The 20,514-nt window shown below is 59.3% G+C and carries 15 protein-coding genes and 1 pseudogene; 10 read left to right on the plus strand and 6 right to left on the minus strand.

Translation table 11 applies throughout. The features are described from left to right. Nucleotides 1-148: 148 nt before the first annotated feature. Nucleotides 149-407: pseudogene (locus QP891_RS12000) on the minus strand (IS256 family transposase); the annotation flags it as partial. 349 nt (nt 408-756) lie between these two features. Between QP891_RS12000 and QP891_RS10440 the strand changes: the two are divergent. Then, nucleotides 757-1,965 (plus strand): IS110 family RNA-guided transposase, encoded by a 1,209-nt coding sequence (locus QP891_RS10440; protein ID WP_284817059.1) that lies wholly within the window; start codon nt 757-759, stop codon nt 1,963-1,965. 276 nt (nt 1,966-2,241) lie between these two features. Next, nucleotides 2,242-2,433: a hypothetical protein gene (locus QP891_RS10445; protein WP_284771193.1), complete on the plus strand. Its 192-nt coding sequence runs from the start codon at nt 2,242-2,244 to the stop codon at nt 2,431-2,433. Between the two features lie 1,071 nt (nt 2,434-3,504). On the opposite strand, the gene QP891_RS10450 is transcribed toward QP891_RS10445, so the two are convergent. Beyond that, a complete protein-coding gene (locus QP891_RS10450) occupies nt 3,505-5,193 on the minus strand; it encodes a VanW family protein (protein ID WP_284771192.1) in 1,689 nt (562 codons plus the stop codon). Nucleotides 5,194-5,227: 34 nt separating this feature from the next. Continuing rightward, nucleotides 5,228-6,367 carry a glycoside hydrolase family 3 N-terminal domain-containing protein gene (locus tag QP891_RS10455; protein ID WP_284771191.1) on the minus strand — a complete coding sequence of 380 codons (1,140 nt, stop codon included), beginning with the start codon at nt 6,365-6,367 and terminating at the stop codon, nt 5,228-5,230. A gap of 58 nt (nt 6,368-6,425) precedes the next feature. On the opposite strand from QP891_RS10455, the gene QP891_RS10460 reads away from it, so the two are divergent. Genes QP891_RS10460 through QP891_RS10470 form a run of 3 tightly spaced genes read left to right on the plus strand, consistent with a single transcriptional unit; the run spans nt 6,426 to nt 10,349 of the window. Then, nucleotides 6,426-6,932 carry a universal stress protein gene (locus QP891_RS10460; protein ID WP_034659544.1) on the plus strand — a complete coding sequence of 169 codons (507 nt, stop codon included), beginning with the start codon at nt 6,426-6,428 and terminating at the stop codon, nt 6,930-6,932. A 22-nt stretch (nt 6,933-6,954) separates the two neighbouring features. Further along, entirely contained in the window at nt 6,955-7,152 is a 198-nt protein-coding gene (locus QP891_RS10465) for a DUF2613 domain-containing protein (protein ID WP_023024221.1), read from the plus strand. Between the two features lie 14 nt (nt 7,153-7,166). Then, nucleotides 7,167-10,349 carry an alpha-(1->3)-arabinofuranosyltransferase domain-containing protein gene (locus tag QP891_RS10470; protein WP_284817061.1) on the plus strand — a complete coding sequence of 1,061 codons (3,183 nt, stop codon included), beginning with the start codon at nt 7,167-7,169 and terminating at the stop codon, nt 10,347-10,349. On the opposite strand, the gene QP891_RS10475 is transcribed toward QP891_RS10470, so the two are convergent. Further along, nucleotides 10,237-11,388, minus strand: a complete 1,152-nt coding sequence (locus QP891_RS10475; RefSeq protein WP_284771189.1) for an acyltransferase family protein — start codon at nt 11,386-11,388, stop codon at nt 10,237-10,239. The genes QP891_RS10470 and QP891_RS10475 overlap by 113 nt on opposite strands. Nucleotides 11,389-11,438: 50 nt before the next feature. On the opposite strand from QP891_RS10475, the gene QP891_RS10480 reads away from it, so the two are divergent. Together QP891_RS10480 and QP891_RS10485 are read left to right on the plus strand one after the other, a co-directional pair. After that, complete coding sequence (locus tag QP891_RS10480; protein WP_284771188.1) at nt 11,439-12,632, plus strand: porin PorA family protein; 1,194 nt, start codon at nt 11,439-11,441, stop codon at nt 12,630-12,632. Beyond that, nucleotides 12,613-14,094, plus strand: a complete 1,482-nt coding sequence (locus QP891_RS10485; protein ID WP_284771187.1) for an MmpA family trehalose lipid delivery protein — start codon at nt 12,613-12,615, stop codon at nt 14,092-14,094. Before QP891_RS10480 ends, QP891_RS10485 begins: the two co-directional genes overlap by 20 nt. Here QP891_RS10485 and QP891_RS10490 read toward each other — a convergent pair. After that, the gene (locus tag QP891_RS10490) at nt 13,988-15,097 is read right to left on the minus strand and encodes a glycosyltransferase family 4 protein (protein ID WP_284771186.1); all 1,110 of its coding nucleotides are present in this window, start codon (nt 15,095-15,097) and stop codon (nt 13,988-13,990) included. The two genes, QP891_RS10485 and QP891_RS10490, sit on opposite strands and share 107 nt — an antisense overlap. 24 nt (nt 15,098-15,121) lie before the next feature. On the opposite strand from QP891_RS10490, the gene QP891_RS10495 reads away from it, so the two are divergent. From QP891_RS10495 to QP891_RS10505, 3 genes are all read left to right on the plus strand, one after another. Then, nucleotides 15,122-15,868 carry a class I SAM-dependent methyltransferase gene (locus QP891_RS10495; RefSeq protein ID WP_284771185.1) on the plus strand — a complete coding sequence of 249 codons (747 nt, stop codon included), beginning with the start codon at nt 15,122-15,124 and terminating at the stop codon, nt 15,866-15,868. Nucleotides 15,869-15,914: 46 nt separating this feature from the next. Further along, complete coding sequence (locus QP891_RS10500; protein WP_284817063.1) at nt 15,915-16,616, plus strand: CPBP family intramembrane glutamic endopeptidase; 702 nt, start codon at nt 15,915-15,917, stop codon at nt 16,614-16,616. A gap of 109 nt (nt 16,617-16,725) precedes the next feature. Beyond that, complete coding sequence (locus QP891_RS10505; protein ID WP_284771183.1) at nt 16,726-17,484, plus strand: hypothetical protein; 759 nt, start codon at nt 16,726-16,728, stop codon at nt 17,482-17,484. A 1,011-nt stretch (nt 17,485-18,495) separates the two neighbouring features. Here the strand turns inward: QP891_RS10505 and QP891_RS10510 are convergent. Continuing rightward, complete coding sequence (locus QP891_RS10510; RefSeq protein ID WP_284771182.1) at nt 18,496-20,322, minus strand: phosphoenolpyruvate carboxykinase (GTP); 1,827 nt, start codon at nt 20,320-20,322, stop codon at nt 18,496-18,498. Between the last annotated feature and the right edge of the window lie 192 nt (nt 20,323-20,514).

Consider the following 20,514-nt stretch of genomic DNA (forward strand, 5'->3'; position numbering starts at 1 on the left):
TCAAAATGGTAATAAGAAGGCCGCTGCTTAACCCCTAAGCAGCTTAACTACGTGTCCACGATTTGCGGGCAACCCTAAGAGCCGACCAATAAGGCCAAGATTGATGCGATTGAAAAGAAGCTGCTTGCTAAACACTGAAATGGATGCCCATCTGGGAAGTAAGCGTACCGCCCTGTTCCCTAGGCCTGGTCATTTCCAACGATCCGTAGCCAGAGTTGATGGTCTTGGTATAAAACCCATTACGGTGATTGCCGCCGTGAGCTAGTTCACCTTTAGGCTTTCGTCTTCCGGCCGGCATGGCCGTAGCCCAAATGCGCATGACTTTCCGCCTGCAGAGCATCGATGGAAGTCGACAGCTCGCCGATCAAACTCGCGAGAGCAGGATTTTACATCAGTTTCTCGCTGATCTCATTGCCCCCATTACGTTGTTAGCAGTTCCGCTTGAAGGAGCCCAGGATTCGTAACTCTGCCCCCATGCCGGGGCAGGTTATGTTTGTCTGCGTTCCTTTTGCTTTTCTTTTTCAGGAGCAGTGGAACTAGTCGCTGGCTTCGGTATGGCTTATTTTCGTCCCTGTCTGACAATGATCCGGGGGGTGATGCCGCCGAAGGCAGTGACACACTCCAACCTGCTAATAGGAACCTGACCCACATCAAGTGTGTGAGGTCTCAAAGTAATGTGGATGCCAGCGTGAAGTATGTCCGACCACCAGCGATGAAAGAAGTCCCATACTCATTAAACTCGCTAGGAGGTCTGACATGGTCTACGACTATGTCATCGGAATGGATGTTGGAAAATACTTCCACCACGCTTGCGTCTTAGATAGCCACGGCGCCCAGGTTCTATCCAAACGAATCAATCAAAACGAGCAGGCTTTACACGCGCTCTTTTCGAATTTCTACTCTGGTAACAACAAGGTCCTTGTCGTTGTTGACCAGCCAAATAACATTGGCCGACTTACTGTCGCGGTAGCCCAAGACCTTGGAATTGATGTGCGCTATCTTCCCGGCTTGGCAATGCGTCAGCTCTCACACATCCATGCCGGAAACGCCAAAACGGACATCCGAGATGCCTACATCATCGCCCACGCTGCAAAGAACCTTCCAGAATCCCTTCGCAGTGTCGACCGCATCGAAGAAGCCTTCCTCCAGTTGAAAGTCCTCAACGGCATCGACGAAGACTTAGCACGCTCCTACACCAGACTCATCAACCAGATTCGAAGCGCACTTGTTGGTTACTACCCGCAATTCGAACAGGCCATTCGCGGCCAAATAATCCACCGCAAATGGGTCCTGCACCTACTTGCACGCTACGGCGGGCCCACCAAGATAAAACGCTTAGGCAAGGCCAAGGCAGCTGCCTTTGCTCGACGCTATAAGGCACGCAATCCCGAGCCAGTTATCGATGCGATATTCGCTGCCATTGCTGAGCAAACAGTCACCATTGCCGGTGCACACTATGCAGAAATGGGCGTAGCAATGTCAGCAAAGGACGCACTTTTAAAGCTCGAGCACCGCAAACAAATCGACAAGGAAGTCATCGACCTCATCAACGACATCCCCCACACTCAAATCCTGCTATCCATGCCAGGAATCGGGCCGAAGACGGCTGCCCAAATTCTCATGACCGCGGGCGATATGTCCGACTTTCCGTCAGCTGGGCACCTAGCCTCTTACGCTGGCTTATCGCCCCGAACGAATCAGTCCGGAACCTCGATCATGTCGAACTCACTGAATAGAGCCGGCAACAAAAAACTAAAGAACGCCCTATGGCAATCATCTTTTGCATCCAACAGATTCCACGAGCGTTCACGCCAATTCTATGAACGAAAGCGCAATGAAGGCAAAAGACACAACGCCGCAGTCGTAGCACTCGCCCGCAGACGACTCAACGTCCTCTACGCCATGATGCGCAACCACGAGTATTACCACGACCCCGCCCCAGCAAAAGAAGCCGCAGCAGCTTAACCCCTAACAACGAAACAAGCCGACTGGGAAAAATCCCAGTCGGCTACCAGTCGCGCGCAAAAACAACACACCTAAAAATCCCGAGTTGGAGATCTGCCCCCGTCCACCCCACCCGCGAGATTGACAAACTACATAGGAACACCCCCTATTGGGGTATCCTTTCTTCTATTATTATTCTCGAGTTGCGAGTAGTCCGGAGCCCCTTACAATTATGGGTGTTCCAGTTTAAATCTGCTGGATAAACACCTAATGTAACTACCTCGAAAGGACTAGTCCATGGAAGATATCCTGGTAAACGGCATCCTAGCTTCTCTGAGTACTGCTCGCGATCTCGGCCTCGAAGTACTCGAAAATGGATCCGCCCTGTTTGACGCTGCCGCAACTTCTTCTGAGGGCTCTTCCCAGAAACTGGAAGGGTCCTCTGAAGCAGGCAAGCACTTTTACCACATCATTGACGCAATCGGATAAATTGTAATCCTACGAAGTCCGACCCCTGTGCCTACGCGGGGAGTCGGACTTTTTCTATACCGTTTCCGTTTCCCCAACAAACCTTGCGCGAAACGTAGGGCTCGCCCTCCGGAAAGTGGACACGCTAGGGGTTGGGCACATTTGTAGAAAGAGAAACGATGGAGCTTTAAAACGTAGTAAATCCGCTTTGTCATCAGTCGCGACATGCTTAGCAAGCCAGTCACAGCTGAGCCTTTTGGCCTACGCCTCGCCTCAGCGCCGTAGAGGCCAAGTACTATATCTCCGAGCCGCCAACAGCGCCCATTAAAGCGAAACCAAGTCTAAGTCGCTTCAGTTAATTCTCTTTACTGAAAATGAATAGAAAGATAATAGTCAGCACTGCAAATACAATAATAATTCCGTGTCACCATTTAACAAACACGGAAATTACCATTTAGAGGGCCACAATTGTAGCTAGAATCTTATTCCACATAACTGCTCGCCAAATCGTTTTTGATTCAGTACCGAAATGGGATTTACATCAGTTACCCCCTAAGTGTGCATCACAATCGATGTGGCGGGAGTCTTGTACGGTAGTGGGTTACCGACTTACTGACGAAAATTTTACTGCATCCTAATTCTCTTTGAAGTGGCGGCACGGGTGAGAAAAGCGGAGCCTAATTCAAGTTTGGTGGATACCATATACCTAGCTTGGCCAAGACTATGCATCACATCAAACATGCCACGACTGACCTTTAGACCATCACAATTCCTTTCCTCCTAGCCGGACAAGTTTACGGTATGGCCTGAATAGCGCATTAGCTCCCACAGCGTCGAATTACACCCACTGCTGGAGCCTTTGTCATAGCCTCAATCGAGACGTCCGAAAAATTGATCCATCATTCTGATAATCATCAACCAACCGGTGCCGATGACGGTGTAAATGACGATGTTGACGATGAAAGCGATAAACTCCACCAGGAACTACTCCACGGTCTGACAAAACCTGAGCTGTAGATATCGTCGGCGGAACCGGCGGCGTAGTGGCTTTGACCACCCCGATCAGGTTGTTAACAGCGCGCTATTTACTAGCTATCCGCACCGCACGATGGGCTGTGGATCGTAGACCGTGGTCTTGGTCTCGCGGGAAAGCTCGTTGCCGCTGAGATCCTTGATGATGCGGGTATCGGACGTCGTAAAGCCCGGGGCGCCAGATGATGGTGAGCAATTGCTGCCCGGCACGGACATTGGCTGTGGTTCGGTCTTGGCCCAGCGGCCGTTATTGATGGATTCCACCTCTACCGTCTTGGTGCCCTTCAAGCGGACGGTGATATTGCCGCCGCCAAAACTGGTCTCGATCTGCACTGGGGTATTGAAGGTATTGGTAAATTGCAGGTCAATGGCACCCTCGTACACGGTGGCTTCGCGGCCGGCCGGGTAGCGGGAAATGTAGTACGAGTGCGGAGTGTGCGCAGTATCTTGCATGCCGGCGAAGTAGGCGGCGTTATACAGGGTGGTGGCGAACTGGGAGATGCCACCACCCACGGCGGTACCAGAGTGGCCGTTGATGATGATGCCGGATTCCACATAGCCCTGCGCGGTGCCGCGGGGGCCGGTGTAGCCGTTGAGGGAGAAGGTCTCACCGGGGTTGACAACGGCGCCGTTGACCTCTTGGGCAACGAGCTGGATATTGCGTCCAGAGGCGGAGGAAAAGCCGCCGGTAGAAAACTCGCCCACGGTATCGTTAAACGTCGCGTTTTCGGCGTCCTCGGTGGTGAAATCGGCCGGGTCAGGCTTGTAGGTTGCGTCCCACTCGCGGTCATCGCCAGTCACGCGCTTATCAAAGCCCTCCATGGTGGGCTTCCAGTCAATGATCTCACCGTCCTGGGAGGGGGTGACCTGCCGGGAGCCACCGGCGAAATTCACCTTGGCGTTCACGCCAGGCACGTCGGCGCCATCGCTGCGCTCTTGCAGCAATTGCTGCGCGCGGTTGCTATCCACCACCAGGTGCAGCTGGCCGTCCTTTTTCTCAATGCTGGTGAACTGGGAGATCTCCGGTTTATTCAGCGTGGCGGTGACGTTATTTTTGGCCTTCAAGGTCAACGGGTTATCCAGGGCCTTGGCGGCATCGCCGGTGCGCATCTTTTCAATGGCTTCATCATTAATGGCCGGCTCGATTTCTTCCGGCTCCACCTGCACGCCATCTTTGTCCAGCCAATTCGCTGCCACGGCATCGTGCAATTCGGTGCCGTCTACGGTCTGGCCCAACGTGGGATCGGTGACCTTGAGCTCGCCATTATTAAGCTCGAGCATGCCGTCGACCGGTTCGGTAGAAAGCTCGTCTTTGACGCGGTCGAGGGTGGGCTGCAGCTTGCTATCGTCCACATCGGTTTCTACCGGGATATCTTCGGTGGAGCGAAAGAAACTAACCAGCCGGGTAATCGGATTGAGCGAAGGCTCCTCGATGCCATCGACGGCGGCCTGGTTATCCAGCGCTAGGCCGGATTCGGCAGGGGTAAATTCAGACTGCAGATCGCCCGCGCTCACGGTCACGGGCTGGGTCTCAACACCATTGAGCTCGTCCTCGAGCTTGGCCACGGCGGCGGTGCGCTCCATGGCGGAGATATCCACGCCGCCGACGGAGACGCTGCGCGGGATCTTGTCCTGGTTTGCTATGACATCCCAGGCATAAGCGATGCCCGCAATGAGGACGAAGCCAACGATCACGCCAAGCGTGATGAGCCAGCCCTTTGCACCGTTTTTTCCTTCTGCCTTCTTCACGCCTTAAAGGTTAACGGGTATAGGGGCGTTTTTCCTAGTCGCTGTCCCCATCGTGTACATGGCGGGCGGCATCGCCGAGGCGCTCAGGGGCCAACCTGCCCTCATCCACGGCGCCCACGACGGCATCGATCACCGCATTGATATCTTCCTCTGTGGACCACAGGGGCATGTCGGCACCGGCGGCGAGGGAGGTAATGACGGCATCGGCAAGCGGAAGCGAATCCGAAATGGCCGCCATGCCGCCAATATCATCGGTATAGATGGTGCCGTCATACTGCAAGGCCTCGCGGGCAAGGCCGTAGGCCTCCGGCAGGATGGAGGCTGGGGTCTGGCCATCGCCCAGGCCCGGCACCGCGAGGTGGCCCATCATTAGCGCCGCATTCGGGGCTGCGGGAATGGCATTCCGGAAGGGAATGAACTCGTGGTTCTCAAGCTCTTCGAGCGGCGGGGTAATGGCCTCCGCCAGGTGGGTATCGCCCGAGGCGCGGCCGTGGCCCGGGAAGTGCTTGAATACGGCCTTGACCCCGACGGCATCCAGCCCGCGGGCGAAGGCTGCGCCATATTCGCCGGCCTGGGCAGGGTCGGTAGAAAAGGCGCGGTCGCCCACGACTTCGAGGCCATCACCATCGACATCGAGCACCGGCGCAAAGTCCACGTTGATGCCGTAGTCCATGAGCCGCTTGCCGATGTCCCCCGCCAGCTGTTCCACCTGCTCCGGCGAGTTTTCCGCCGCCATCTGCTGTGCGGAGGGGTATTCGCCCAGGATTTCAGAAAAACGCTGCACGCGCCCGCCCTCAAAGTCGATGGCAACCTCAAAATCGCGGCCTAGTTCCGCGCGCAGGGCGTTAATATTGCGGCCCTCTTCTTCCAGCAATCCAGGATCCGCCCAGCTCGGGATGAAGATGCCTCCCACGCCGGCCTCCAGCTTGGCCTTGGCGTCCTCGTAGCTGGTTGCCGGCGGCATGAGCACCGAGGCGGCGGTGGCGCGAATATCTTCCGGCGTCGGCGCTGGCGCCGGGGCTGGGGCGGCCTCCGTGGCGGACGCGGCGCTACCCGGCGATGAGGGCGCGGGGGCCGCAGACTCGCGCGCCTTGTCCTCGTCCGAGGCGGAATTAGAGCAGGCGCTCAGCACCGCCACGAGGCCCAAACTGGCAATGATGCGGGAATATGTCATGCCTTCCAGTGTGCAGGATTCCTCGCGAACTGTCCCAAGCGGTGGGTAGACTAGTGACATGAGTAACGGCAAAACAATGTTAATTGCCTATGATGGCACCGAACGCGCCGACCGCGCCTTGGAGTACGCCGCCCAGCTTTTGCGCCCCTCCACGGTGGAAATCCTCACCGCGTGGGAGCCGGTAGCCCGCCAAACCGCGCGCGCCGTGAGCCGCACGGGCATGCACCAATCCACCGTGTCCCCCGATAGCGTGGAAGACGATCCCGCCTACGAAGAGGCGCTGAAGATCTGCCGCCAGGGCACCCAGTTGGCCGAAAACCTAGGCCTAGCCGGCCGCGCCCACCTCGTGGAATCCGCCACCACCATCTCTTCGGCCATCGTGGATGCAGCACACGAGCTCGACGTGGATGTCATCGTGACCGGCACCCGCGCGCTCACCGGCTTTCGCGCTTGGTGGACCAACTCCACGGCGGACCAGATCGTGCGCAATGCGGGCCTGCCCGTCTTTATCGTCCCGCAAGAAAACGACGAAGACGCGGATGACGACGATCCGGAATACTTCTAAGTAACTGCTAATATCTTTAGCCATGGCTCTGGAATCCGATTCTTTAAACAAGCGCACCCTCGGCCCCGCCGTGGGTAGCGCTGTTGTGGGCATCGCCCTGGGCATTATCACCATCATCGGCATCGCCCAGTTCTCCGGCAGCGATACCGTGCCCGAAGGCAATGCTGTCTCCGCCGATGATGCGGTGCTGGGCGGGCCTGAATACGGTTCCCGCAATTAGATGGGCGCACCGGCGTGCATGACCGGACCGATCAGCTCCCCCGCGGCCCCCACAGCGGTTCCTATTTACACCGCTACCGCGCACTAGCCCGCGCCCTGCGCCACCGCTGCGCGCGCCTTGCCCGGCCCTACCCGCTCGGCATTATTGCCTTGGGCCTTATCCTCGCGGTACAGCCGTGGGGGCTGACCGCCGCCGATACCAAACACGATCTCGCCGCCAACCCGCGGCACTTCCTGCGCGGCGCGCTTGATGCCTATACCGATATCTTTACCCTGGGGCAGCTGCAGAACCAGGCCTACGGTTACCTCTTCCCGCAGGGCCCCTTTTTTGTTTTAACCGAGCCCCTGCCGGATTGGATAGCTCAACGCCTGTGGTGGCTGTTGGTCTTAAGCGTGGGCTTTATCGGCTTTTACAAGCTAGCTACCCGGATTGGCCTGCGCGGCCGCTGGGTCTGGGTGGCGGCGATGCTCTATGCGCTCTCCCCGCGCTCGCTATCCACCCTGACGGCCATCTCTTCTGAAACCTGGCCGGTCATGCTAGCCCCGTGGGTCATCCTGCCCTTCCTGCGGGAAAAACTCACCTGGCGCGATGCTGCCGCCGCCACGATTCCCGTGGCGCTGATGGGCGCAGTCAACGCCACCGCCACGCTCGCGGCGTGCACCCCGGCGCTTGTCATCGTGGTCTATCGCCGCGCCTTCAAGCCCGGCGCGGCCTGGCTGCTTGGCTGCCTGTGCGTATCCGCGTGGTGGATTGGCCCGCTTATAATCTTGGGCCGCTACGCCCCACCGTTTACGGAATTTATCGAATCTTCCCGCGTGACCACCCGGTGGCTGAACCTGCCGGAGATCCTGCGCGGGACGACGAGCTGGTCGCCCTTTGCGGATGCCGAGCGCATCGCCGGCAACGAGCTCGCGACCTCTGCCTTCTTTGTCCTTATCACCATGGCCGTGGCCACGATTGGCATGTATGGCTTGTGCCGGCTGCCCCGCGTGTGGTCCATCATGCTGATTACCGGCGTGGCGATTTTGGGCTGCCAGGCGGCGTGGTACCTCGACGCGCTCGATGGGGTGCTGGCACCCCTGCGCAACCTGCACAAATTCGATCCGCTGGTGCGCATCCCGTTGCTGTTGGGCTTTGCCCGCGCCTGCCAGCGCCTGCCGCTGCCCACAGGCCTGCGGCCCACCAAGAAGCAGACGGTAGGCGCGCTGGTGCTGCTCGTCTGCATCAGCGCGCTCTCCCCGGCGTGGTCGCAGCGGCTGCTGCCCCTAGGCGCCTACGACGAGGTGCCGGACTATTGGCATGAGGCCACGGATTACATCAACGAGCACGCTGAAAATACCCGCACTTTGATCTATCCCGAGGCCTCCTTCGCCCGCCAAGAGTGGGGCTGGACCCGCGATGAGCCGGCGCAGCCGCTTCTTGATGTCCCTTGGGCCGTCCGCGATGCCATTCCCCTCGTGCCGCCGGAGGCCATCCGTGGCCTCGACGGGGTGATGGCAGTACTAGACGAGGACCCGGCCAGCGGCGTGCGCGCCTTGCAGCGCCTGGGCATCGGCGCGGTGATGGTGCGCCACGATCTTTTTGCCGCCGATAATGACACCTTGAGCAGCAAATTTGGCGGTGAAGTGCATACTTTTGGCGAGGTCGATGTGATCCTGCTCGAGCAGCATTCCATGGCTTTGAACTCAGACGATCCCGTCCGCGTGGCCGGTGGCGGCGAGGCGCTGGCCTTCCTCGATGCCCACGATGGCCCCGCCGCCCGCGAGCTGGTGGAAGGGGACGCCGATATCGTCACCGATACTCCCACGCTGGTAGATCGCAATTACGGCACTCTCCACGGAGCCGCCTCGGCGCCACTGTCCACAGACGATCCCAGCCACGTTTATAACCGCCTGCGCGATTATCCCTCCGCCGGCCCACTGACCACGGTGGAGACCCACGGCGGTGATGTCGAAGTCTCTTCTTCTGCCGCCGATGCCACCGCCTTTGGCGGCGCCCAGCCGGAAAAGTCCGCCACCGCCGCCGTCGATGGGGAACATTCCACCGCCTGGTGGCCCGCACCCGGCGATGATGAGGGCTGGATCGAGCTGCGCGGTGACTTTAACCAACCGCGCCTAAAACTCATGGTAACCAGCTCCACCACGGTGACGGTGCGCTCAGGCGGCGCGGCAGTAGAGGTGGATCTGCAAGCCTTTCGCTCCAAGACGGTGCGCGTGCCCGGCGGGGATTCGCAAGCCATCCGCGTGGAATTATCCCACCGCACCGGCATCGCGGAACTGGAGGTAGAAGGCCACCCCATCGAGCGCGTGGTCACCGTGCCGGATACCTCACCGAATGTGCACCAATTCTTCTTCCAGCAGATGGTGCACGATACCGGCGTGCTCATTCGCGATGTCACCGTGCCGCGCCGCATGGAGGTCACGGTGGATTCCACCAAGTCGGTGCTTATCGATTCCCACCGGTACTCCCCCGGCAGCACCCTGACCCTTGAGCCCGGCGTTCACCGCGTGCGCACCACCGGCGCGTGGGTGTCCATGACGGAAAAGGGCTGGTCCCCGCCGAGCGATTATCGCCTCACCGATTTTTCCATCGATTCTGCAGAGGATGAACGCCTGCTCATTACCGGGCGCGCCTTTAATAAGGGCCTGCGCGGTTTTATAGGCGATACCGAGCTCACCCCGTACGAGATCGATGCCGCTACCCAGGCGTTTATCGTCCCTGCGGGCACGCATGGGGAATTCCGCATGACCTTTAAGGCGCAGCCTGCCTACCGCGCCGCCCTGCTCTTTGGCGGCGCGCTCGGCCTGGCCACGCTGGGTTTCTGCCTGCTTTTCGCCGCGCGCCGTAGCCCGCAGCCCACCTGGCACCCGCATCCTGGTGGCATGGCCTCTGCGATGTACTCGCTGGCCTGCCTGGCACTGGTGGGGTGGCCGGCGGCGCTTGCGGGCATGGCCGCCTGGCTCATCGTGCGCTGGACCACCATTCCGCGGGCTTATTTGGCCAGCGGCGTGGTAGCCGCGGCCGGGGCCATCCTCGCCCGTGCCCCGTGGACCTCAGGGGCCTATGCAGGCGATTCCGTGCTGCTTATGTGCTTATGTGCCGCGGGGCTGGCCTGCCTTTTCGCCGCCGACGGCCCCGGCCCCGGACCCGGCCCCGGCCGCGGCCCATCAGAAGATCGCGGCCCGGGCGCTCGATAAGCGTGTAACTCGCCGCAGAAACCACAACGGTGCCCACCACCGTGACGGCAAGGATCACCCAAAAATCCAGCGGTTTCCCGCTAAACAGCGCCACCCCGGTCAGCGGGAAGGCTACAGCGAGAACTGCCACGTGCCACAGGAAAATGGAATAGGACCACGCGCCCAGCGCCTGCATGAGCGGCGAGGTAAGCCACGAGGTTCCACGTGGAACCAAGGCCACCGGCACCGCCACACACGCAGCAAATACCGCCCCGGCGATGATGCGGCGGGCAAATTCCGCCGGCTCCGGATGCACCAGCCCGGCCGGCCCAAACCAGTCCCGGCTCGACACCCACAGTACGAGCCCCGCCAGCACAACCCAGGCCCAACGCACCTGCAGAATGCGCGTCGTGCGCTTGCCGATGCCCCTTTCTTCCACCTCCGCCGCCAGCATGCCCACCGCGAACCAGGAGGCATAGGCCGGTGGCCAGATTTGCGAGTTAACCTGGTCCTCGGAATAGTCCGCGACAAAGGGGATAAATCCCCAGCCCCAGCTCAGTACCGCGGCACCGGCGATAACGGCCATGCGCCAGCGCTGCGGCAGGCTGCCAATGGCCCACACGAGGAGCGGTAGTACCAGGTAAAAGAAGAACTCCACGCACAGCGACCACAGGTGGGTAAGGCCCGGGGCAAGGCCATCGACCACATATATCTGCGTGGAGGTCAGGTTGGCGAGTATCTGGGTGGGGGTGATGGAGTGGGCATCGGGAAGCAGCAGCAATACCGATACCACGCAGGCATAATAGGCCGGTGCCAAGCGCGCGATGCGAGAGTGGGCATAGCCGCGCACCGTATGCAGCCCGCGCCGGCGCCACAATAAAAAGGCGCTGAGGGCGAAGAATACGGCGACGAAGAAATCAAAGCGCCCGGCAAATCCCCACCCGGTGCCGGTTTGGAAGGATACGTGGGTGACAATGATCCCTAATGCGGCAACCGCGCGTAGGCCGTCTAGCTCCGGCAGGTGCTGGGGTAGTCTTTTCACAGATGCCTGCGTGCGCACGCTTGCTCCTTTACCCCGGAAACCTGAAACTGATTGGATATAGTACTGCAATGAGCCGCTACCTTTGGCCACGCTCGCCACGGGCGTGGGTTGTCATTGCCGCAATCATTTTCCTCCTTATCGGTACCCTCGCCCCGACCCTCTACAATAACCGGACCCGCCCGCTGGGCTTGGATAAGGATTTCTCCACCTCGAGCGGGCCCACCGACGCGGTGTGGATGGACGTGCGCGCCCTCATGGCCGGTGAAGCTCCCTCAGATACCACATCCAGCGATGACCCGCGCTGCGCCGACAAATCCGCCCCGATGTGGTGCTACCAGCACCACGGGCCGCTGACCTTGGAGCGCACCATTGCCACCGGCGAGGTAGACGATGATGACACCATCGCCACCACCGATTCCGTCACCAGCCTGCTTGCTGGAAAAGACAGGGACTCCCAAGAGGAAATCGCCACCATTGATCAGCACTCCGTGCTCAACCGCGAATCCACGTTCCCGGTAGCGGATCCGGTCAATAAATGGGCCCTCGCCTTGCCCGAGTTCAACGCCGATCTGACCCGGGAGGACTTCGAGCGAGACGGCCTGACCTATTTCTTCCCCTCCGGCACCGAGCAGCGCTCCTACGCATTTTTTGATTTCCTGGCCCAGGAATCCACGCCGATAGACTTCACCGGTGACTCAAAGGTGGATGGCATCCCCATCTATTCCTATCACCAGGATGTACAGCCGCTGCCGCTGAAGAACACCTTTAGCAATATCAGCGCAGATTTGGGCAGCACCACTAAAACGGACGAGCTGAAATCCGGCGATTTCCAGTTAACGGGTCCCGCAAGCCGTTTTTATGACCGCCACTCGCGCGAGCTCTTAGATCTAGATGCGGATGCCACCGTCATTGTCGAGCCCTTTTATACCGTGGGCCGCGATATTTCGGTCGAGCCCACCACCGGCACCATCGTGGATGTCCGGGAAAACGTCAAGGTCTTTTTCGCCACCGATATCCAGCAGGCGGGAACCCTCATCGCAGAGGATGACACCGCAGATCGCTCCGTGCTGGCAGCAGATTTCCGGTGGTCAGAGGATACCCGCGCGGAGCGCCTCGACGAGGTCCGCCCGGTAATCTACGCCATCCGGGGGCTTATGGCCGTTGGCTGGCTGGGCAAGGCCATCGGCGTTTCCCTGCTCATTTTCGCCGCCTACCAGTACATGCGCCGCCACCGTGACGCCCATGATGCCGCACACGCCTAGGCGCATCCTCCTCGGGCTGTGGGGAATTATTCTCGTAGCCGCGGTGTGCTGGCCCTTCGCGCTGCCCGGCGAATTCCTCTGGCGCGATATGGCGCTCTTAAACGATCCGGGGCTTACCCCATCCGCGCTGGGCGCGGGTAGCTTGCCTGCCCGCAACGCGCCCCAAGATGGGTTTTTGGCCTTACTCGGCGGCGCCTGGGCCGCCCGGGTACTCATCTTTGCCGCCGCCGGGGCCGCCGCGCTCACCGCCGCGCTGTGGTCTCGTACCACGGTAGCCGCGCTGGCCGCGATGACCATCGCGGTGGCCAATCCTTTTGTCATCGAACGCCTCCTGCAAGGCCAGTGGTCCTTGGCCATCGCCGCTTGGCTACTCCCGGTTATCGCCTGGGCGGGGCGCCGCCACAGCTGGCTGGCATGGCTGGCCATGTGGGGCGCATCGCTTACCCCCACCGGCGGGTTATTTGCGGTGGTCACAGCCCTTTTTACCTGCCGGAAGCGAGTGGCCTTGGCGGGCTGCCTCTTGTGGCTGCCGTGGCTGGTTCCAGGCCTTTTCCAACCCGGCGTGCCTGGCGATGCCGCAGCCGCCGTCGCGGCCTTTTCCCCGCGGGCCGAAGAACACGTGGGCACGGTGGGCGCGCTGTTGCGACTCGGCGGAATCTGGAATGGTGAGGCCGCCCTGGGCTTGGCAGTGTTCGGCCTCTTCGTGGCAGTTCTCGCGCTGGCGGGCGCGCACCGCGTCCCGGCGCGCTTGACCGTCCTGGCTGCGCTGGGACTCGGCGGGGCGCTGGCGTGTTGGCTCTTGCCCGGCATGCTGGAATGGGCCATCGATAACGTTCCGGGGGCGGGTCTTTTCCGCGATAGCCACAAACTCACGATGCTCGCGCTGCCGCTATACGTCGCCTCCATCGGCGCGCTGCCGCAGATTCCGGCCGTGCTGGCGCTAGTGGCTGCCACCATCCAGGTCCTCCCCGCCCCGTCCCGCCTTGCCGTGCTTTCTCCCCGCGATACCGGGGTGGATGAGCAGTTGGTGCGCGATATCGACGGACGCCTGGCTTTTTTCCCCGAACGGCCCAATTTGGTGGAGGTTCCCACGGAAAATGGCGGCGTGCATGGGGAAGCGGCCCCGGGGGTCGCGGTCGATCCCTATTCCAAGGCGGTGCCCATGGTGGAATCCGGCGAGCTCAGTGTGGACGGTGAAGTCATCGATCAGGCCTCACCGCAGTACCGCGCGGCGCTGCGCGCCTGGCAGGACCGCGATATGGCAGGCCTTGCGGAACTTGGGGTGGGCGTCGTGGTGATAGATGGCGCCATCGCCGCAGAGACCAACGCCCCGCGCCCCGAGCTGCCGTGGACACTTACCGCCCTGTGGATGGTTTCCCCGCTACTAAGCCTTGGAGCAATTGCGCAAAGGCAGCGCCGGTCTTCTCCCACGAAAAGCGCGCGGCAAACTCCCGGGCATTAGAACCTAGGAGCCGGCGCAACTCCGCGTTATCCAGTAACTCTTGGGTGGCCGCCACGAAGTCACCTTCTTCTTCTACAAGGATTCCGGTCTCACCATCGATTACGCTATCGCGCAGGCCAAATGCATAACCTACTGTGGGCACTCCATGTTGGGCGGCCTCCATGACGGCAAGGCCCCAGCCTTCTTTGTGGGAGGGCATGAGGTGGGCATCGGCACGCGCGAGCAAGGCGTGCTTATAGTCTTCCGTAACCTGGCCGCGAAAGCGCACGCGTTCTGTCACACCGAGCGTTTCGGCATAATCGCGCAGGTTCGATTCCCACCAGCCCGAGCCAATCACGTCCAATACCGCCCCCGGCGTGCGCGCCACCGTATCCATAGCGTGCTCGATCTGCTTGTGCGGGACTAACCGCGAGAGGGTCACCAGGTGCTTATCCGCCTCGCGCTCGAGGGAAGGCACGTGCGCCGGAATGGGGTCTAGGCCATTGGCGATGATCCGCGCACCGTCAATGCCGAGCGCCTCCAGATCCTCGCGCGAGGCCTGCGAGACCGTGACGTAGGTCGAATCCCGATATACCCGCGGTGCCACGCGCGATTCCAAGAACCAGCCCAACCGCCCGAGCACCGGACCGGCCACGGGCCATTGCTCGCGGTGGCAATGGTGGGTAAGTAATACCGTCGGCGCGCCGGAAATCAGGCGCGCGAAGAAGGGAATGCCGTTTTGGGTATCGATGACCACGTCGATGTCGCGCAGATCCCCCAGGCCCATTCTCCCGGCAGCAATGGCCATCCACGCGCGCGGGTACACGCCAAACTTGGCACCGCCGCGGCTATAGCGCACGCCATCGCGGACCTCCCGGCGCGCCGCATTCATGTGCTTAGAGGTGCGAAAGACCACCTCGTGGCCCTGCGCCGCTAGGTACTCCCCTACGCGTTCGAGGTAACGCTCGGAGCCACCGCCCTGCGGGTGGGCGGAATCGCGCCAGCATAGTAAAAGAATTTTCATCGTGGGGTATTAGCCTAGTGGTTTATGAAACACACCCGCGACATGGCCACGCTCTCCCGCTCTTGGGCGCTGCTGCGCTCTTTCCGCTTCGAGCAAACCCGCCCCGATATTTTCTACGGCGGCCTGGCAGAAGATACGGCCAGGTTGGTGGAGAACTTGGCCCGCGACTTGGGCGTGCCGCTTGCCGATGCCCTCGTGCTCGACGTAGGCGGCGGCCCCGGCTATTTTGCCGCAGCCTTCGCGGACCGCGGCGCGTCCTACGTTGGCCTTGAGCCCGATGCCGGGGAAATGTCTGCCGCTAATATCCACCTCAGCAATTCCGTGCGTGGCGATGGCACGCGCCTGCCCTTCGCAGATGATTCCTTCGATGTGGTCTATTCCTCTAATGTCGCCGAACACATCCCCCGCCCGTGGGATATGGGTAAAGAAATGCTGCGCGTTACCCGCCCCGGCGGCCTGTGCATCATGAGCTATACCGTCTGGCTCGGCCCCTTTGGCGGCCACGAAACCGGGCTGTGGGAGCACTACGTCGGTGGCGCCTTCGCCCGCGACCGCTATACCCGCCGCCACGGGCACCCGCCCAAGAATGTCTTTGGCACCTCGCTATTTAATGTCCCCTGCTCCGCCGGCCTCACCTGGGCCAAGTCCACCGGCGCGCTAAAGCTCGCCTTTCCGCGCTACCACCCCAGCTGGGCGTGGTGGCTAACCAAGATTCCTGGCCTGCGCGAATTCGCCGTATCCAACCTGACGCTGGTACTGCAACCAGACTAGGCCGCGCCACAGCTTGCGCCGAGGTTGTTCCACTATACTGCCCAGCATGTCGGACCAATTACAAAGCTCACAGCTCTCTCCCGCCGTTCGCGCAGCTCACCTGGGGTGGGCCGTGGCAAGCGTCGTCGCCACATTTGCCGGTGCGGCACTCATTGGTATCGCCAGTGGCCTCATTACAAAGAGCGGTTCCTGGGTGGCCTTTGGCATCGCCGTCGGCGGCGCCATCTTCGGCTTGGGAACGGTCTGGTACGGCTTTTCCCGCCGCTTGGGCTGGTCGTGGCGCGATGCCGGGTTTGTGAAAGCCGAGCATTCCTTATGGCACCTGCTGTGGTGGATTCCCGTCGCCATTCTGGGCTCTGCTGCGGCCACGGGCGCCGTCAATGCATTACTGGGCAGCGAACCAGCCGGCAATAACCTTTCCGCCGGCCTAAAGATAAGCCCTGCTGCCACCATCATGGTGATACTCAGCACCGCGCTTGTCATTCCCCTGGTTGAAGAAGTTGCCTTTCGCCGCGTTCTATTGGAGTGGTTGCAAAATACCATGCCCACCTGGGCGGCAGCGCTTATCACCATCGCTGTCTTCGCCCTCGCACACGGCATCCCCGCAGTAATGCTCTACATCGCATTCTTTGGCACCTTTTTGGTGCTCGCGCGCTTCTGGTTCAAGACCCTTACCGCTCCCCTGTGCATTCACATTGCAAATAACACGGTCGTGGCAATCACGGCTCTGGCGGGACTATCGGGCTAAGCAATCCCTGCGCAGCAGGAGAAAAACGCTAGTTCAGTAGCCGAGGTGGAAACTACGTCCAGAATGCTTCAATGTACCCAGAAGTACGGAAAGGTTTCTACAGTATTTTATGGACACAACTTCTGGCACCATGGAGAGAGTGAAGAGCTCTAACCGCAAGAAGATCATTGAAAATTTGGGCAAACCCCGCATTGAGCCGTATCTAGAGGCTGCAAATGGAAATGAGAAGCATGCACTTGCTCTTTATCGTTGGGGCGTTGAGATGACCGCCTCCGTTCAAGAAACACTGGGTATTACCGAGGTTTTTCTTCGTAATTCCATTGATACACAATTGCAAAAGTGGAACAGCGAACAACTTGGACAACGCAGTACCAGTTGGCTCCTCGAGGCCCCAGCAAGGCCTTTACGTAGCCTAACGCAAGGCAAGAGGTTAGAAGCTAAAAGGCGGGCTCAGAAGTCAGCAGATCGTCGCCCTGCTAGCCATTTTCGGCATGGGCAGGCGATTACACATGATGATGTGCTTGCTCACACGATGTTCGGGATGTGGAAAGATATCCTCCCTAATCATGCACCTGACGCAGATCCGGAAAAGACCGAAAATAAAAACCGCTTCACCTTATGGGAAGGGGCAGTAAAGGACGCTTTTCCTTTCGCAGATGATTCAAGTGGTAAAAAGACGTACTGGAGAGTTGCCCATCTGCACGATCTTCGGAATCGTGTCTCACACATGGACAGTTTGTTAAACGTAGATATTCTGGACGTTACCAAGGATGCCTTTACCCTAACAGAAAGTATTGATTCTGCATTAGCCAGTTGGTTGACCAGTACCAGTACTGTTAGTGCGGTACACAAGAAACGACCAATATAAGAAAAGGCCAACAGGCGCTTTTCGTCCTGTTGACCTTTTCAACTCATGACAAGGGAACCTGTCCTTGCCTTCTCTGATCTTTAGCATACATGATTTGCATACCTGTGCCAAACCGACCATCGAAGTTGGTGAAACTCTAAACTATTCGGGGTAGTTTCGCTGAAATGCTAGCTAATTTGGCCCCAGAACACTTCACTCCGCCGGGAGTACTTCAGGATCTGCAGCGAGACGACGAGTAATGGCTGCAGATTGAGAGGGCGTAGGGTATCTCGTAATTCGATATCTCGGGCTATAGCAAAAGCTATAGCTTTTGATTCTCATTCTCCTGAAGCTTTTTGTTCTTAGACTCCTGGTACCTTTTGGTTGCAAGATAAGTGCTGAAGGCGCCCATTAACGCGCATGCACCGGAGCTGATCAAAAGTCCCGTAGACGGATTAGAGGTGGATATTGAGAAAATGAAAACCCCAACTCCAATAGTCAACGCAAACAAAGCTGCGATTAGTATTGATGATTCGCGCATATTTCCTCACAATCCTGGGACAGTATCTGTTTGCCCGTGACTGAACTACCCCGGATTTTATCCCTAGACATTTGCCTTGATTCCCAATTTATCCTAGGGGCCGTTCCGAGGCTTTCAAGATAAAAACTAGCATTTTCCATCCAAGATCGACCTCAGTACCGGTATTTCAGTGGTTTCATCGGCCCGGCCCTAGAAAATAGATTCCTCTTGGGGTTTAAAAGTCGTAGTAGAATAATAAGGGCCCCAACGAGTGCTCGCTCGTTGAGACCCTCGGGCCTAAAGACCCACGTGAAGGATCGCGGTAACGAACTTCACGGTAGCGGTCACAAAGTTGAGGACTCCGCTCACCAAGTTAAGGATTGTAGTTCCTTTGGTGGCGGGGTCTTTTCCGTTGTAACTGGATGTATCGGTTTAACCCCAACAAAGATCTAACCCCAGAGCTTTACGCTGCTGGGGTTAGCTTTATGCGGGAATTACCGCGGATGAACGCGTTAGGAAGCGGCGTCCTCCACGCGCTTCTTCAGGGCGCGGAACTGGTTCCACACTTCCTCAGGCACGCGGGAGCCCAGGAAGTTCAGGTACTCGGCGTTGTCTTGCATATCGCCTTCCCATTCCTTCGGGTCAACGTCAAGGGCGGCGCGAACGTCGTCGACATCGAAGTCAAGGCCTTCCAAGTCGATGTCCTCGGCGCGGGCGGTGCGTCCGACCACCGTGTCCTCGGCTTCTACGTTGCCTTCGATGCGGTCGATGATCCACTTGAGGACGCGGGAGTTCTCGCCAAAGCCTGGCCACAGGAAGCGGCCGTCGTCGCCGCGGCGGAACCAGTTAACCAGGAAGACCTCTGGCATGCGGTCGCCGCCCTTTTCACCCATATCAATCCAGTGCTGCAGGTAGTCACCGGCGTTGTAACCCATGAACGGCAGCATGGCCATTGGGTCGTGGCGCAGCGCGCCAACTTCGCCCTCTGCCGCTGCGGTCTGGCCGGAGGACAGCAGTGCACCGATCATGGTGCCGTGGTTCCAGTCGAAGGACTGGGTCACCAGCGGAACCGTGGTCTTGCGGCGGCCGCCAAAGAGGATGGCATCAATCTTGACGCCCTTCCAGTCATCGTACTCCGGCGCGGCGGTGGGGCACTGGGAAATCGGCACGCAGTAGCGGGAGTTCGGGTGGGCGGCCTTGGTGGACGATGCCGGAGTCCAGTCCTCACCGGTCCAGGAGATGAGGTGCTCTGGTGCCTCGTCGGTCATGCCCTCCCACCAGACATCGCCGTCATCGGTAAGCGCAACGTTGGTGAACAAGGTATTGCCCGGCTTCATGGTATCCATGGCGATCGGGTTGGAATCGTAGTTGGTGCCAGGGGCAACGCCGAAGAAACCGTTTTCCGGGTTCACGGCGTAAAGGCCGTCCTCGCGCAGATGCAGCCATGCGATGTCATCGCCCACGACCTCGGCCTTCCAGCCCGGAATGGTGGGGGTAATCATGGCTAGGTTGGTCTTACCGCACTGGGATGGGAATGCGGCGGCTACGTGGTATTTCTTGCCTTCTGGGTTGGTCAGCTTCAGGATGAGCATGTGCTCAGCCATCCAGCCTTCTTCCTTGGCCATAACGGATGCGATGCGCAGCGCGTAGCACTTCTTAGCCAAGATAGCGTTGCCGCCGTAGCCGGAACCGTAGGACCAAATCTCCTTGGTCTCCGGGAACTGGGTGATGTACTTATTGTCGTTGCACGGCCAAGCAACATCCTCTTCGCCTGGCTGCAGGGGGGCGCCGACGGAGTGGAGGGCGTGGACGAACTCCCCATCCGTGCCGATCTTGTCCAGTGCTTCTGCACCCATGCGGGTCATGATGCGCATGGACAAGACCACATAAGCGGAATCGGTCAGCTGCACGCCGAGCTTGGGCTCTGGATCGCTAATAGGGCCCATGCAGAAAGGAACGACGTACATGGTCCGGCCCTTCATGGATCCACGGAAGGCCTCCGTCATTTCTTCCTTCATGGCCTTTGGCGGCGCCCAGTTATTGGTTGGGCCCGCATCTTCTTCTGTCGAGGTGCAGATGAAGGTACGGGATTCCACGCGGGCAACGTCCGCAGGGTTGGACCGCGCCAAGTAGGAATTCGGGCGCTTTTCCTCATTTAGCTTGATGAGGGTGCCTTTTTCTACTAGCTCCGCGGCGAGGCGGTCAGCCTCTTCCTGCGAGCCATCCACAAAAGCCACCTCGTCCGGCTGGAAAAGCTCAACGCTTTCATTAATCCAGTCGATCAGTTTTTGATTGTCTGTAGGCAGCTCTCCAACGAGGCCCTGAATGGTGGCGGTCATTAAAAATTCTCCTCTGGATAGGATGTGAAAATCGGGGCACATCACGGCCCAACTTTGCCTTCCGCCTCCAGATTAACCGGCAGAGCCAAAATATTGGTCACATTAAGTGTCATTTTTCCCACTCCGGTTATATCCACCGCCGTGAGCGGACGTTTACCAAGCGCACCGCGAACAATTGTGATATTAGGCGTG

Origin of the sequence: Corynebacterium sp. MSK310 (assembly GCF_030227355.1) — a bacterium.
Classification (GTDB): domain Bacteria; phylum Actinomycetota; class Actinomycetes; order Mycobacteriales; family Mycobacteriaceae; genus Corynebacterium; species Corynebacterium rhinophilum.